General features: G+C 38.2%; 10 protein-coding genes. 1 reads left to right on the plus strand and 9 read right to left on the minus strand.

Features of this window, described 5'->3' with window-relative positions; genetic code table 11:
* Window positions 1–226: 226 nt before the first annotated feature.
* The 6 genes from KI375_RS09705 to KI375_RS09730 all read right to left on the minus strand — a co-directional run bounded on the left by KI375_RS09705 (window position 227) and on the right by KI375_RS09730 (window position 10,758).
* Window positions 227–3,334, minus strand: coding sequence for an alpha-mannosidase (locus KI375_RS09705; RefSeq protein WP_212973300.1), 3,108 nt, complete (start codon window positions 3,332–3,334; stop codon window positions 227–229).
* Window positions 3,294–5,090, minus strand: a complete 1,797-nt coding sequence (locus tag KI375_RS09710; RefSeq protein ID WP_212973301.1) for a hypothetical protein — start codon at window positions 5,088–5,090, stop codon at window positions 3,294–3,296. The genes KI375_RS09705 and KI375_RS09710 overlap by 41 nt, the downstream gene beginning before the upstream one ends.
* Window positions 5,091–5,182: 92 nt before the next feature.
* Window positions 5,183–6,745, minus strand: coding sequence for a DUF4185 domain-containing protein (locus tag KI375_RS09715; RefSeq protein WP_212973302.1), 1,563 nt, complete (start codon window positions 6,743–6,745; stop codon window positions 5,183–5,185).
* Between the two features lie 471 nt (window positions 6,746–7,216).
* Window positions 7,217–8,851, minus strand: coding sequence for an extracellular solute-binding protein (locus tag KI375_RS09720; RefSeq protein WP_212973303.1), 1,635 nt, complete (start codon window positions 8,849–8,851; stop codon window positions 7,217–7,219).
* 140 nt (window positions 8,852–8,991) lie between these two features.
* Window positions 8,992–9,888, minus strand: a complete 897-nt coding sequence (locus KI375_RS09725; RefSeq protein WP_244852484.1) for a carbohydrate ABC transporter permease — start codon at window positions 9,886–9,888, stop codon at window positions 8,992–8,994.
* A 15-nt stretch (window positions 9,889–9,903) separates the two neighbouring features.
* Entirely contained in the window at window positions 9,904–10,758 is an 855-nt protein-coding gene (locus KI375_RS09730) for an ABC transporter permease (RefSeq protein ID WP_244852514.1), read from the minus strand.
* A 544-nt stretch (window positions 10,759–11,302) separates the two neighbouring features.
* Here KI375_RS09730 and KI375_RS09735 point away from each other — a divergent pair.
* Complete coding sequence (locus KI375_RS09735; RefSeq protein WP_212973306.1) at window positions 11,303–12,376, plus strand: substrate-binding domain-containing protein; 1,074 nt, start codon at window positions 11,303–11,305, stop codon at window positions 12,374–12,376.
* A gap of 129 nt (window positions 12,377–12,505) precedes the next feature.
* On the opposite strand, the gene KI375_RS09740 is transcribed toward KI375_RS09735, so the two are convergent.
* The 3 genes from KI375_RS09740 to KI375_RS09750 are packed head-to-tail and all read right to left on the minus strand — an operon-like array spanning window position 12,506 to window position 17,392.
* Window positions 12,506–13,477, minus strand: a complete 972-nt coding sequence (locus KI375_RS09740; RefSeq protein ID WP_212973307.1) for a DUF1861 family protein — start codon at window positions 13,475–13,477, stop codon at window positions 12,506–12,508.
* 59 nt (window positions 13,478–13,536) lie between these two features.
* On the minus strand, window positions 13,537–16,275 hold the full coding sequence (locus tag KI375_RS09745; RefSeq protein ID WP_483861597.1) for a family 78 glycoside hydrolase catalytic domain: 2,739 nt from the start codon (window positions 16,273–16,275) through the stop codon (window positions 13,537–13,539).
* A gap of 37 nt (window positions 16,276–16,312) precedes the next feature.
* Window positions 16,313–17,392: a Gfo/Idh/MocA family protein gene (locus tag KI375_RS09750; protein WP_212973309.1), complete on the minus strand. Its 1,080-nt coding sequence runs from the start codon at window positions 17,390–17,392 to the stop codon at window positions 16,313–16,315.
* Window positions 17,393–17,414 lie beyond the last annotated feature (22 nt).

A 17,414-nucleotide genomic window follows, 5' to 3' on the forward strand; every position in this document is an offset into this window, starting at 1 on the left:
ATTACAATATTAAATAGACGCAGAATTCTAGTGTAAAAGATTTTATCTGGTTTTCCTAGAGACATTTTAAAATCAATTATACAGGAGTCTTTTAGAAACAACACAAAAGAAAATGAAAAATTTTGAAATACACGAAAAGGATAGATAATATGCTGTTTTTCCGAAAAAAACGCCAGAATCATTGAATTCACAATGCTTTTGGCGTTTTATGGTGTCTACATAGCAATTATTGCTCAATATCAATAATAAATGTTTTAATTTCATATGGTTTAATAGAAAAGGCAAACGGTTTTCCCTTTACTTGTCCATCAATAGCTCTTTCCATTAGATCACTTTCTTGCCAAGAGATAATGTTGGAATCACTTGTTATTTTTACAGTTCCTCTTGCACCTGTAAATTCATGCAACCGGAGAATAACTTGATTTGAGACCTCTGATTTTTTAACAGCATCAATCATTACATTACTACCCTCAATTTGAAACAACGATGACGTCTGCATCATCCCTTTTTTGCAGGTCAATGGATTATTCAGATTCCATGCTGCTTGGACTGTATTTCCCTCAATCCAATCACCTGCATGTGGTAATAAAGAATAGGTAAAATAATGCTCTCCTTGATCTTGTTCAACATCTGGCCATGTTGCCGATTTTATAAGTGTTAATCTCATCACATTATCCTTGATATCGTGACCGTATTTACAATTGTTTAATAAACTAACCCCATATCCAGTCTCAGATAAATCAACCCATTGATGACCAACTGTTTCAAATCGAGCATAATCCCAGCTTGTATTCCAATGTGTGGGCCTTTTCACATTACCATATTGAATATCATACGTAGCTTCGGTAGATCTAACATCAACAGGAAAGGCAACTTTTAACAGTTGCTGTTGTTCTTGCCAATTAACAAGCGTCTCAAAATCAATTCTAGGATTCTTTGCGTACAAGATCAGATTCTGTTTAATCGTAGATTCACAGTATTCCCATGTAAATTCAATAACAGAACGAACTAAACCATTTTCAATAACATTTACATTCTTTAACATTCGAATTTCTCTCATCTTCTGATAATAATAAAGATCAATATCCCATGCATCGAACTTCATCGGTTTATCTTCAAATACTTGGAATGCATTCCCTTTTGAATTTGGGGCTAATACATCTCGATTATTTTGTAAGTCTAGGATCCTCGTTAATTGACCATTTTCATCCCAATCAATTTCATAAAATGGTGAGATAACCCCATTCTCCTTTAACGTGAACGCAGATGTTTTCTCTAACGTACCTTCTTCAAACTCAATTGAAGTATTCCCTAAAGATGGAATATTTTTTACTCTAACAAGCCAACGACCATCAATAGATCGTTGCGAATCAAGAAGATTTCCTTGGAGATCTTTCCATATCAGGTTTGCTTGAGTTTGATCAATCACCACAATGTCATCGCGTTTATTGGACGCCGAATTAAAAACTGTAATTTTGTTTTCTACAGCATATACAAGTGAAGTCGCAGCACGCGTCCAAGCTTCATCGGCTAACTTTTTTGCTTGCTCATATTCTATTTTACTATCTTCATAGACTTCTTTAATAGAAGAGCCTGGAATAATATCATGAAATTGATTTCTTAAAACTATTTTCCAACTGTCTGTTAGCTCTTCGCTTGGATAAGAGGACCAATCTCCATCTATCACAGCTCGAAATGCGCTCAACCATTCTGTTTCTCTAAGGAGAAGTTCTAACTTCCTATTCATTCGTTTATTATGTGCTTGAGAGGTATATGTACCACGATGATATTCAAGATAGAGTTCTCCATCCCATGTATGGACATATTGATCCGTTTTCTCAATAGTTTCATGTAAGCGTTGAAAATATTCGTCCGCTCTGCCAGTCTTCACTTTTGGCAGCCCTGGCATCTTATCCAATCTTCTTCTCATCTCTAACATTTCACGGTTAACCCCGCCACCGCCATCGCCGTAACCATAAGCAATGATTAGCTCCTGATTTATATTTTTATCTCGGTATGCTTCCCAACTTCCTTTGACTGTTCTTGGAGTTAATATTCCATTATATGTATAGTAACCCGTATCGTCATCTGGGGTTGTGATAAAGTGAGTCAAAATCTCAGTCCCATCGATACCACGCCATTTAAAAGTATCATGAGGCATTTGATTAAACTGATTCCAACTAATTTTCGTTGTCATAAACGTTTTGATTCCTGATTTAATAAGGATTTGCGGTAATGCCCAGCTATACCCAAACACATCAGGCAACCATAGATACTCACACTCTTTCCCAAATTGTTCACGGATAAATTTTGTCCCTAATAGTAGTTGACGAACGAGTGATTCTCCCGATGGTAAATTACAATCAGCTTCCAGCCACATACCACCATCTGTTTCCCAATATCCCTCTTCTACTCTTTTTTTAATTTGTTCAAAAATTTCTGGATAATCTTTTTTTATATAATCATATAATTGTGGCTGTGTTTGTAAAAAGATATAATCAGGATATTGTTCCATTAAGCGGAGTACAGTAGAAAATGACCTTACTGATTTTTCTCTTGTATGATTTAATCTCCAGAGCCAAGCAACATCAATATGAGTATGTCCAACAGCATTAATTGTAACTGGGTAATTTTTGGGGATTTTGTCTATTTCTTCATTTAGTAATTTCTGTGCTTCATAAATAGTTTTGTAAAAAGTGGCATTCCCCGGACGAGCCCAGTTAACTCGGAAGAACGCTCGATCAAGCGCATTTAATAAATTTACTCGTTCTGGTAGATTTTCATCCAAATATTTGGCTGTATCAACAGCAACTTTGGCGGTATAATAAAAATCATCTACTTTTTTATCTAAACAAGATAAAAAGGCCATTTTCAACTCATGTTCTTGTTCCTTTGGCGTTCCCCCACCTTCTAAACCTGACCAAAGCCGGAAACACAATTCCACTTTAGTTCCAACCAGTTGATCATCAAAAAATACTTCTTCATGATTGGAGTCCACTCCTTGATAAGGCCTTCCATTGACGTAAAGTAAAGATTCAAAACCAGAGAGATGTGCGTCACCCGTTTTACCAAAATCAAACACACCAACTATGGTTTTATCCTTCCATTCACTTGGTATTGTTAGTACAGCTTTAAGCCATACGTATTGATCTCTACCTTTCCAACGTTGGCCGATAGACATTTTTTCCCACTTACCATTTTCGGGCGGGTGTTGCCCTACGACGCTTTCTTCTTCAAATAATGAGTCAAATGTTTCGAGTGGTCTCTTATCTATATATCGATATGACGGCAACTCATTTATTTGCTTTTCTAATTTCTCTACTGTCCAAAACATTAAATACACTCCTTTTTAGATCAAACTGAATCCATTGTGGATCACTCGCATTAAATGCCCAGCGTGTAGTTGAATTGCCATCATTTACGCCTACAGCCGAATTTGTACTATTAGAAAAGGATGCACTTACCTGTTTATTCAAAGCTAAATCCACTTGTCCTAGTTCCGGATTCGCTTCAATTTTTATCGAGTCGAGCCGTCCATCACTAAGATCAAGCTTGTACATCATTTGATTATAGTCGTAAAGTGGCGTTGGAATTTCAGCACCAAACATCGCTACATACGTTCCCTCGAAATAAATTTCACGTCCATCCTCTTTATCAAAATAGGTATGTCGTGCTATATTATAGAAATCATGCTGGTTGTGGGTTATGATCTTTTTAGCTAAAGTCCAAGGACCAGTGGGATTTGGAGCTTCCGCATACCATATTTCCCCCATGAATGAAGAACCTTCTCGTTGCTCGATGACGTTATTCCAAGTTTGACGGTACTCATTCCATTTGGCTGAGCCAGTGTGGTTGATAACTTTTTCTCCAGTATCCACACTCTCCAACTGAAAGCGAGATTCTTCTTTCTTCATTAAATCAAATTCTACCAATTTAGCTTCTTCCTCTTGGCTAATCGCTGGAGTATCCGCTCTCCACTTCCATACGAGCTCTCCACTATGATCTCTGTTCAATTCTGTCTCTTCACCATTATATTTCGTGCCAGGTTTTAGCGGAGTAAAAGACTCATAGCTATTCATATCTTTGATAGCTTCAAATTCATTGCGAACTCTCTTAACAGGCCATGGCTCATTAAAAAGCCAATATTCAATGCCTTCCTCCTCATAAAGAGTTGTTTGACCATCAGGATGTTTCCAACGCTGATCCATATCAAATTCAACTCGTTCACTGAATTGTTCGTCCTCATCATTCCAAATAAGTATTCCTGAAGCCACTTCTTCATCAAGACCCCTCAGAGCAGAATAAGTGACTAACAATTTTTCCTCCCCTTTTTCATCATCAGTCGTCATAAGCCCACTTACCCAAAAGAGATTCGGATCCCCTGGTCTTTCAGGGACCATTTTCTTGGTATATCCTTCTTCATCCACAAAGTATGTAAGATCTACTCCCTTATCAGGATCTAGGCCACCTTTTTCAGGTAATTCAGATGTAGCTCCGGTTGTTCTAAAATTACCAAGTGGGTGATTAGGTTTATCTGTATCTCCCCAGAACCAATATAATTTCCCATTGTATTCAATAGTTTGGACTGTATCCTGCCCCATAACTTTTCCATTTAGCAGCGGCTCTGTAATCGGGGTATCCAATCCCAGAAGGACACTATCTCTATAAATCCCCTGTCCTGTAATTCTGTAGAGTCGCTCAGCGATATTTTCTCTATCCATTTCGATTTGTGCCTCTCCCCCCGGTGTCACCGGGATGGAAATTCCTTTTGCTCCGAATGATTCCTGTGTAAAATTGTAGCCGTGACTTTCAAATGTGAACCACACATCCTGGTTCATCAATCCAGGTTCAAAAAATGCTACATATCCTGCACTATCTGTAATATAAGGAATATCATTGACCGTTTTCACTTCAACAAGAGGGATCCCCCTACCAGTCTCAGAATCTATCACTTTAATTTTAAAGGGCTTATATTCAATTCCTACATTTCCAGCAACCACAGTATTATTGGTGTCATCCAGAACGAATATACTACCGTATGTTAGTAACGTAAATACAAATATTAAAGCAGTAACTCTCTTCCATAACAAAGAAATCACCTTTCCTTTTGAAAAAATTGGATTCAGGAATGTAACTACCTATTCGCCAATGACTTTATTAATCGCTCTATGCATAAATATAGCTATTCAAACTGCGTAATTGTTAAAAATTTCGGTCTATAAATACTGCTATCTTTTTCGTGCATAGGCCAACTAGACGTATTTACATTGTAACTAACGAGCAATTCACCAAAATTGGATAAATGGGGATGACCTTTTGCATTATAGGTGTATATCGAGGCATCGCTCTCAGATTCGGAACAATAATATAAATATATCGGTTCACCAAACGGTCCAACCGGTGAGTCACCAACATAAATTCCTAATCTTTTTCCAGTGCCATCTTCTTGAAAAACAATAATAAACTTTCCGTCTAAATATCCACCTAACATAGGTGAGACACTTAACTCACTCGAAACCTCTTCCGCAATCGGGACGACTTTTTCCTTTTCCCTTGTCCAATTTTCTCCATCCCAAACCTTCCATTCAGTAAAATCGGTAAATTGATGCGGCAACACTCGGGCTACAACTAGCTTTGTTGTTTCCCATTTTTGCAGACCATATACATAAATAAATCCATCAGGATTACGAATTTGAGATTCTTCTGTCTGTGCCATAAAACTAGCGCCAAAATAGGTTGTTTTTCCATTATGAGCTGTATAATAAAAGGGCGTGTCGAGCTGTGTTTGTTGCTCAAGAATTGGACCAGCCTCCCCTATTGGCGCAGAAACACAAGCTACACCATTCACTTTAAATTCAAACCCTTCTGGCTGCGTAGGATCGGGGCTAATAAGCATTGGAAAACAGTAAAAAGTCCCCTTAATTGAAATACCATCTTGTAACCAATAATAGGACTCTCCTATAGTTCTTCCTTTTTCTGTTGTAGGAACAAAATAACTTGCGGGATTACCATTCGAATCTGTATTCCATAAAAACTGTATCGCATCTTCTTTGGGCCTTCCCCCTTTGAGAATAGCAAGTGTATTATTAACCATACTAGTATCGCATCGACGATTGGATGAAGAGTCGACATCGCCTATAAAAGTGTCGCCAAACACGAACATCGTTTTTGTTCTATGAGCCTCTCCTTGTCTCTCACAACCATTAAAGGGGATGGAGTATATACCGTCCGCTCCACTCCAGCCTTCTTTTCTGTGAAAAAGATTCGTCCAATCAGTAGAAGGAACCACAGCTAAACCTCTTCCGGCATAAATTATGGTTTTTCTCAAATTATAAACATACTTCCAGTCTAATAATTCTGTCTGGTTATCTACTTCTTTCGATAGCCTGACAGATAATTTAATGTACCTTGCTAAAGCATTGTTAAGCTTTATAAAGAATTGGTCTCCATGTTCTGACTGACTATCCTTTTGTACCGGAGTCCAGTTATGTTTATCCATTGAATGCTCGATCTTGAAATCTTTAAATTTTCTTCTAATCAGTTCCGAATCAGTGGTTCGATTTTGCTGATCTCCTCCTAATACTATTTCTCCTATCGGATATGTTCCCCCTAAGTCCATTATTGCCCACAATTCTTCTTTGGAACTTGTCAATGTTCTCTCCTTAGGTAAAATCCATCTTCCTGTATCAATTTCTTGAATAAGCAGTTCATCTCCAGCTTTATTTGGAGAACAAATGTTGAACATGATTCGAACTCCTCCATTTGAATATATTATCTAGAGCTTGTCATTTTTAATCTCTGCCATTCTATTCCGTCTTTGATGATAACTATGGCATTTTTATATTTTCTGAAAGACTTGTAGTAAAGATAAGATGTGAAAAATGGTATAATAAAACGAAACTTATCAAAGTGTTAGCGAATGTTTGCATCAGGATGAACATACACGAATTAAAATGGCATGAGTCCGGTAAAATACCGAACTCCTTATCATCAAAGTGTATAATAAAACTCGTCTAATTCTTTGTCATTATCCCTTCAGCTTCACTTTTTAATAACGGTAAGGGTTTTCACAAAAAAACGAAACTTCCATCAATACGAGGTTTTCTTCATGCCCTGATGGTGGAAGCAAGGTTCACTGAAGTGCTAACGTCCGTATCTCATCATCTAAGAAATGGGGGTTACGGACGTCACACCAGGATAATTTCCAAGTTTGCACTTAATTCGAGGTAACTCTTTCTGCGGCACCGTTATATATCTCTAACACTCTATCAATGTCGCCCATTTTCTTAACTTTTGTAATAAATTCCTCCCAATTCCCGAAACTCTGATCACCATTTACAAACCTGGCTTCTTGCTCCTCAACATACGTTGTGATAGCATTCATAATCTCGGAAACCTCTTGGTTTTCGGACTGTGTCAATTGAATAGCGGGTTCGTCGTAAAATGGTGGAACATAATCGTTATCAGGCATTGGTAGATTTGTTAAATACGGCGATTTTTCAATCGGCGTTTCTTCATATTTTCCATCAAAGTAAGTATAATCCGTTGCTGCAAAATCTACGAATGCTTTGGAATCGGATGATATCTGTAAACCAGGACGGTATTTTTTACTAGCTCTAATTCCATATTTATCCCCAACTGCCCATGGATCACCTGCATCCCTAAATTCATCCGTAAAAGTTGGATTCCCTTCAGAATCAAGTGTATAAGTAGTTCCTTCGATTCCCCAAGTAAGAAGTCTAATAACCTCAGGATCATATTGTAAATCCACAAACTTAATAATATCTTCAGGATTTTCGACTTGAGAACTGATTACATAAGCTCCCCATCCCAAGTCTGGAGTATTTCCATTCGTAGCATTTTGCCATGCTGTACCATATTTCGGATTATCCGGGTATAATGTTACAGCAAATATTTTTCCATCATCAGCAGTTCTTGTGTAATCACCTGGAGTTGTAAACCATTGAGCCAACCACATAAAGTTTTTATCATTCAATGCTTTTTGTTGCAAGGTATCATCAGTATCTGTCAAATACTCAGGGTCTAATAATTTTTCTGAGTATAACTTATTTGCAAATTGCAGGGCATCTTTATACCCCTCATCGAAAATACCATAAACATACTCTGTTCCATTCCAGTAAACTTCGGCTTGAGTATGATTAGCATGAAACAGAGATCTTAAATCATTCCATTGCGTATTAATGGGATATTTATCTGGATATAGCTCTTTAAGCTGCTTTGCAACATCATACACTTCATCCAGCGTTTCTGGGATTTTAATATCATGTTCCTGAAACAAATCATAGCGATATGTGGATACGTTTTGAATCAACAATCCCTTATCCTCTTCAAATCTCGGCAGGGAAGTTTCTCTAAAAGCATACATATTTCCATCACCATCTGTTTCTCGCTCCATACCATTTTTCACCTGGCTAAGATAGTCCATGTAATTAGGCATATATTCTTTATATTGACTTAATTCAATGACCTGTCCTTGTTTAGCCAATTCAGCAGTATCATAGAATAATGGTGTCATGAGAAAATCCGTTAAATCATTACTCGCAATTTCAAGCTGTACTTTTTGGTCATAATCGGAGGACGGAATGTAATTCCATTTAATGTCTATCTTTTTGCCCATTTTCTCTTCCATTAACTTTAACCATTCTTCTTGTATTTGACTCTTACTGTTATCAACCCCATCAGACGAAAGCGTCACACTAAAACTCAAAGTATCTGAGCTATCACTTCCTCCAGAATCAGATGTTTTTTTTGAATTATTACAGCCTGTTGCTAAAAAGACCAACATGCAGGTTACGATAACAAAACTAAGTAATCCAATTTTTCCTTTCATTCTTTATGCCCCCTTATAATTTTTCATAGGTAAATATGGTACATGAGAAATCATCGATCTATATTCTCACCTCCTTTTATAATTAGCATTTCTCTTTACACCCTATTTATCAAACGCTATCAAAATTTAATAGTTGTCTCTTAACCTTTGATCGAACCAACGAACATTCCTTTTGTAAAATACTTCTGGAAGAACGGATAAATACACATAATAGGGAACATAGTGATGACTATGATAGCCATTCTAATTGCCTGTGGATCAAGCTTATTTCCCGGACCATTTATTGCAACATTAGCAGCACCTACTCTTCCTTGAATCTCATTATTATCAAGGGTAAATAGATAGTTTCTTAGGATCATTTGTAAAGGATACTTGCCTTGATCTTGCAGATAGATCAAAGCTTCAAACCAAGCATTCCAACTTCCTACTATGCCGAACAACGCAAATGTAGCCAAAAGTGGTTTTGATAAAGGGAAGATAACTTTTGACAAAACTACAAACTCATTTGCTCCATCAATATAGGCAGCCTCTTTTAATTCTGAAGGAATATTCGAAAAAAACGTTCTAAAAAGAAAAACATTATAAGCTCCAACTGCCCCCGGAAGAATCATTACCCAGAGTGTATCTATCATCCCTAGGTTACGTATAAGTAGATAGGTAGGGATTAGTCCTCCTCCAAAGAACATGGTAATTGTTAAAAATACGGTAATAAATTTCTTACCTATAAATCCTTGGACAGTGAGCGGATAAGCCATCATGGAAGTAAAAAGCAGCATGATACCCGTAGAACCAATTGCATAAATAATAGAATTCATATATCCCTTATAAATAAATACATCTTTAAATATATATTTATATGCATCAAGAGTAAGCCCTTTCGGCCAAACCGAGACACTACCGCTAGATACATAACGTCCACCACTTAAGGATGTGGCCACAATATTCAATATTGGATAAAGCACCACCACCAGTATGAATACCATAATCATAATATTAAAAACATCGAAAATACGAGACCCTAAACTTTCCTTTTTCAACATTATCCCTCCTTTTTAAAATAAGCTTGTTTCCGATACTTTACGGCTTATCCAATTCGTAATATACAGAATAAAAAAGGAGATAACAGACATGAATAAACCGATTGCAGTCGTATACGAGTATTGTGCTCCCAAAATCCCCTGCCTATAGACATAAGAATCAATTACGTCTGCTACTTCATACGTTTGAGGATTATATAACAAGATGACTTTTTGAAAATCTGTTCCTAATATTCCTCCCATCGCAAATATGAGCAATATTATAGTGGTAGGTTTAATAGATGGCCACGTGACATGCACTACTTTTTTCCATCTTCCCGCACCATCTATTTCGGCCACATCATAAAGCGTTGTGTCAATCCCACTCATAGCAGCGAGGTAGATAATACAGCCAAAACCAACCCCTTGCCATATACCAGAAGTAATAAAAATGGTTCTAAACCAATCTGACTCAAGCAGGAACATGATTGGTTCGCCTCCAAAAAAGGTAATTATGCGGTTAAAAATCCCTTCTCTAGCTGTATACATCGTAATCAACCCGGCAACGATTACAATTGATATAAAATGTGGAAAATACGAAACTGTTTGTACGAACTTTTTAAAGCGTTTACTCTTCAATTCATTAAATAACAATGCAAGTACAATAGGGGCCGGGAACGACCAAAGCAAACTATATAGACCCAATAACAACGTATTTTTCAGTACCCTCAATGCCATAGGATCATTAAAAAATGTTTTAAAGTATTTTAAACCAACCCAATCACTTCCCCATATCCCTTGAGCAGCACTGAAATCCTTAAAAGCAATCAAAATTCCGTACATAGGAAAGTAATTAAAGATTAATACCGTCAGAAAGCCAGGTAGCACCATCAAATAAAGATATCGATGTCTCCATAGTTTCCCAATAATATTTCGTTTGGGTTTTGAGCCATGCAATGAAACCGCATTCTTACTTCGATTGATTTCCTGCAACATAAACGTCTCCTTTACGTAGTATACTAGGTTAACAAAATCAATTGCCACTAACATATACCTTTTTAATCAAGCATCTTTTACTTCCACATACATTAATAAAAATAATACATTTTCATGTGAGACAGTTTACTCTTATAGTACATTGATATCTATAGACTAATGAACCCTATATTTATCAAGGGACAGACAATTAATTTAGCGTTTTCAAAAAGATAGTCTATCAAGTTTATTAAGATAGTAATTATGTATTATTTAGACTTTTGTTCACCTCATTCTATGCACCCTTCCTTAAGTCCGTATAATATAATAGAAATATAACACATACATTATACGTGGTCAATACTGTTTATAACTTATATCTCCGTCATAAGTTAGTATACTTTTATATTCAGTGGTGATATGATTAAAGATATTTTTGATGTAAGTGGAGGAAATATTTATGAAAAAGAAGGAATTGCCATTACCAAAGTATCAGATGGTGAAGGATTATGTATTACTCCAAATAAAGAAGAAGAAAATTGGAAAAGATGGACGAATTCCAAGTGAATCAGAGTTTTCAAAAACATTAGATGTCAGCTCTATTACTGTGAGAAAAGCAATGGCAGAACTGGTAAACGAAGGTATTATTTATCGAGTAAGGGGAAAAGGTAGTTTCGTTGTCGGGAAGGAAAGTGAGATTAATAATTTTCCTAGTTACGTTACTCTTATAATTGATGGTAACGAAATATACGATAATTCCTACATGCAGATCATTAAAGGGATTCAATCTTACCTCAGTCTAAAAAATTGTAAATTGGTTATCGAATTTATTGAGAAAAACTTTGAACAAGAACAAAAGCTCATTTTGAAACTTATCCAATCCGATAATCACGGATTGCTTATTTACTCACGTAATCCCAATGCAGCCAAAGTTTACCTTAAAGAAATTCGCAAAAAGTCAATACCGTTTGTCATGCTTGATCGAATACCTTCTGGCTATGCGGTCAACTGTATTACTTCTAACAATCATGATGGCGCCTATGGAGCCGTCCAATATCTGATTGAACAAGGGCATCACCATATTGGCTTTATCGCTTGCGATTTTCATCTGAGCACGGAGGTTGAGCGTTTCAATGGTTATCGTCAAGCTATACTAGACGCTTCTCTCGTTCTAAATAATGAAAGTTTATTTTTCAAGCGAGTTTTGGACTATAATAAACTCTTAGCTCAAATAAAAAAAGAGAAGCTAACCGCTCTATTCTGCGCAAATGATAGACGCGCGCTTGATGTTATTGAAAGACTTGAGATGCTAGGCGTTAATATTCCCGAACAAATATCTATAATGGGATTCGATGACTTTGAAAGCTCAAAGTTTGCTAGAGTTCCCTTAAGTACCGTAATGCAAGATTTCGCTGCATTGGGTTATGAAGCTGCAAAACTTTTACTCGAAAGTTATCATGTCCCCTCTCACAATTACAAAAAAGTTCTGTTATCCACTGAACTTATCATACGTGAATCAACTAGAAAAATTTAAAGCCTTCACAAAAACTCCAATTCTCATCCAGAATTGGAGTTTTATTCGTTTGTTTTGATTTTGCTTGGTGCAGATCTTGCGCAGTCATTATTCTAGACTGTTGGAAGAACACTTCTGATTGATCATTTATTAAGTATCCTTCATCTCCGATTCAATAATCTCTCCATAGCTCTCAAAGGGATAGTCTATTGTAAGTCTGCCTTCTTCTGTATCGCCAATCCCGCTATAGAGATCAGCTTTTCCGTCAGGTCTCATCACAATTCCGGAGGTGAAAGCACAATCAACCAGGTGAGATTTTTTCGCAGGTCCTTGCGGATAACAAGAGCGTGTCCCTATAATTTTCTCATCCAGCAATTTATGCGTTTTAGGGTCAAATACAAATGAAACATTCATATATGCCATAAGGTCCTCTCCATCATCAGTACGGTAATGATAGCATTTGTGAGCTATCACTCCTATATAACCACTCGATAATAGATAGCATTGATTACAGCCACCCCATTCATCATCGCCAAATAACCCTTCAATGATTGGAGCGTTTTCAATCACTTCAGCATTTAATTCATTTAAATGGTCTATTGTTGTAAATCCTACAATTGATTCACTACCGTATTTTTTTCGTATTTCCTCACTTCTAGGGCGTGAAAAAATCCCTATTTTGTTATTTGCTAATGGAACTAGTCGAATATCTTTCATATAATCAGGACCGGTCGTGAAATAATATAAATCATTGATATCATGACCTCTATAAAAATATCCATAGAACGTATCCAGTTTACCTTGGCTGTATCGAACATGAGTCCCTCCTAAAACCAACTCGCCATGAATAATCGCGATGTAAGGGTCTTCTAACTGATGAATCATTGAATCCTTCACTAGGGTCCATTCATCTTTTCCTGTATTTTCAAATAAACGAACCCAAGATCTTGCCCATTCCTCTCTTTTTTCAATCCGCCCAAAAAGATAGCTCTTACCTTTATATGAAAATGGAATAGATGTATTATAAACATCAAATCCTTTCACTCCATTAAATGTAAGTTTAGTACTTTCATAAATCGTTTTTGTTTTTTCAAACTGCTTTCTCTTTTGTTTTAAATTCACGTTTTCTCTCTCCCCCTATTACTATTATTTGTTTGTTCATAGCTTGTTATGGGTTGGAATCAGCCGTCATTTTTTCTTAATTGGAAGGAGTAGCTACCTGAACCTATCATCAGAATAAGATCGTTTCCTTTTTGATGGAAACAAAATTCGCTATTCATCTCTTCCGAATCACCAAGACGCCAAATGAAACCTTCTAGATCACGCTCGTAGATGTGAGAGAGCACGCCTCCATTTGGTTCCAACGGGAAGTGAATGTTTGCACGGCAATTTGCCGGAATAATCGCATCCACTTCCCAATAATCGTCGTTTTCCTTGGACCAACGAATAACGTATGTACCTCGTATGGTGTGAACCGATGCGGTTGCATAATCCAAACTCTTTACCATGAACGGCTTTAAAACGACTCGGTCGAATGCAACAGATTCAGGGTGTGGTACTATTCCTGCTAGGTACTTGTAAAACCAGGCGCTGACACTTCCGAACATCGGATGATTATGCGAACCAACTCCTTCCCATGATTCCCATAAGGTCGTAGCACCATTCTCGATCATATATCCATAACCGGGATAATCCCTTTTAAGCACCATCCTCAAAGCCATATCTGTCTCCCCGCGTTCGCTTAGTAATTCAAACAGGAAAGATGTCCCAAATATGCCCGTATCCAGGTGTTCATCCAGCTCTTCTTGATAGTGTTGCAATACGTGCTCCCACACTCGGTCAACATAGCCGTCAGGAACGCAATCCAACACTAATGGAAAAATATCAGCACCCTGTCTGCCAATTGAGTAGCATGCACGGTCGTAATCAAAAAACTCCTCATTAAACGATCGGCAAATATCGCTAAATAACGCAGAAAAAAGTTTATGATCCTCCATCAATCCAAGTACTTCAGCAACCTGTGCCATAATTCGATTGATGTAGGCATAATAGAAATTATTGACCAATATCGGTGGAAGCTCAATCTCACCAGGTATACACCAATCCCCCAAGAACCAGCTATCCGGCTCTTCAAATCGAACCAAATGCCCCCCCTCATTACGAGTGCTCAAGTACTTGACCCATCGTTTCATTCCTTCATAATGTTTGATTAATATCCGTCGATCTCCATATATGCGGTACATGAGCCAAGGCATAATGACATATGCGCTTCCCCAAGCAACTCCTCCTCCCCCTCCATTGAATGGGGCGGTATGTGGAACAAATCCAGTCATCTGGTTCTGAGAATCGCTAATATCTTCGATCCATTTCGTATAAAACGACGCCATATCAAAATTGTACATCGCCGCCTCGGCGGACAAATGTCCATCTCCAGTGTACCCAAGCCGCTCACGATGTGGACAGTCGCTAGGTACTCCTCCATGCAGATTCGTGAGCTGCGACCATCGATAAGCTGTTTGCACCCCATTTAGAATTGGATCTGAACAATTGAACCCACCAGCTGAATCAACAGCTGCATGCACTACAACCCCGTCTAAATCCTTTATTTTCGGAATGCCAGGATATCCGCTAACTTCCACATAACGAAAGGCATGCCAAACAAATCTCGGCTCGTATAATTCAGAGTCTTCGCCCTTCATAATATAGACATCAGATTGTACTTGCTCTTCTCCACCGCTGCTTGTCATATCCAGTTCGCCGGTTTCTCCTATCTCCTCTGCGAATCTTAACGTCACATGTTGTCCAACTACACCTTGCATCCGAATTCTAACCCAGCCCGAAATATTTTGACCAAAGTCAAAAACGTACACGTCTGGCTTTAGGCACGTTCTAGAAATAGGAGCGATCATATCAATGATTTTATCAGGAGGAGAAAGTTGTGATACCAATCGGCCAGTCGGAGCGGGGACAATCCGCGCATTATCCCAAGCGGAATCATCAAAGCCGATGTCTGCCCACCCCGGCTGCTCAAATCGAGCATCGTAAATTTCTCCATAAAACACATTATTAAATACAATGGGTCCACTGCTGCATGTCCAGCTCTCATCACTTTGAACACACTCCTCCGTACCATCCTCGTATTGGATTGCCAACTGCAGGATCAACTTTGGAGAACTATAGCTCATTTTCCCTTCTACCGTTCTTTCAACTTGATTATAAAAGCCATTGCCCAGCATCAAACCGACGCTATTCTCCCCCTGTATAAGATCTTCAGTTACGGAATATTGAATATAATTTACCCGCTTAGAGGTTTGATCATCGAAGGGATAGAGCAGGCCTTCGATCTGACGATTGTCATAGTCGGTCCAATTTGGGACTAGAACATGATCACCAATTTTGCGACCATTCAAGTACAGCTCGTAATAACCCAGTCCCGATACATAAACCGTAGCTTGCTTAATCATCTTCTCAGCTCGGAACTGCTTGCGAAATAACGGCGCAGCCACCTCCTCCTCAGAGCCGATCCACTGCGCTGTCCACTCACTTGTATCTAGAATCCCCATTTCAAAAAAAGATCCTGCCTCTGCTTCCCCTCTCTCATCATCCTGATTCCAGCATCTAACTGTCCAATAATAACGTCGTCCGCTAACGAGAGGCTTTCCTGCATATTCGATTTGTAGCGTATCCGATGAAATGATTTTACCGGAATCCCACTGTTGTCCATTTCCCATAGTTGCACTTGCCTCATCGTCAGCAACGATAAGTTGATAAGCCGATTGCTGCTGACAACGGCCGATTGCTATGAATTCCCAGCTAAAGCGAGGCATGCATGTGTCTACGCCAATTGGATTCTCGACATATTCCACGCGCAAGCGTGTAGGTTTAAGGGCATTGGTTTCATACATTTTATCTGTTTCCATATTCGCCCTCCTTTTGAGAACGCATTAGTAGAAAAATTTATAGATATACTGCTTTTCCAGTTTTAGCAGATTCATAGATCGCTTCTAGGATTTGTGTTACAACAAATGCTTCCTCTGGCTTTACAACCGGTTTTGTATCATTGAGGATACTTTCAATCCATTGACGGGCTTCAAGATCCACATCGTTTTCTCCATCACCGTCATAGAATGCCACTCCACCTGAACCCAAATCAACGTTTGTAGTATATAATTTCCCGAATTTTTCTCCGTTAATTCGCAGGCCTTCTTTCATATCTGCTCCGCCTTCAGTGCCACTTAATGAACATTTCGCCTCGTCCACATCCAAAGAATTAAGTGCCCAACTCGATTCAAGAACAATTGTCGCGCCATTTTCCATTGTAATAAAACCAAAGGCGGAATCTTCTACCTTGAACTTCTCTGGATCCCAAGAACCAAAGGCATTTGCTGCATTTTTCTTTTGCCCCAACTTATGATATACATTCCCAACAACGTATTTTGGCTTATAATTGTTCATCATCCATAATGTTAGATCAAGTGCATGTGTCCCAATATCAATTAAAGGACCTCCACCTTGCTTGTCTTCATCAAGAAACACACCCCATGTGGGAACAGCACGACGCCTTATCGCATGTGCCTTTGCAAAATAAATCTCCCCTAGATCACCTTGTTGACAAACCTTATGTAGATATTGACTATCCGGTCTAAAACGGTTGTTATATCCAATTGTTAGTTTCTTCCCTGTTCTTTTAGCCGCATCAACCATTAATTTTGCTTCCTCAGTTGTTTTGGCCATTGGCTTTTCACACATAACATGTTTTCCAGCCTCAAGTGAATCGACAGTAATTCTAGCGTGTGCATCATTAGGCGTTAAAACGTGAACAACATCAATCGATTCATCTTCGAGCAGGTCCTCATAATTTTCATATATTTTTGCTTCTCCGATTCCAAATTTAGCGGCTGCCTCACGTGCCCTTTCTAGTATAATATCGCAAAATGCTACGAGTTCTACTTGGTCAAGTTTGCTTAAGGTAGGCATGTGCTTCCCATTTGCAATACCTCCACAGCCTATAATTGCTACTTTTAATTTTGTTTCCATGTTCGCTCCTCCATTTTTTATC

The sequence above is a fragment of the Bacillus sp. J14TS2 genome (assembly GCF_018333015.1).
Lineage (GTDB): Bacteria > Bacillota > Bacilli > Bacillales > Bacillaceae_C > Lederbergia.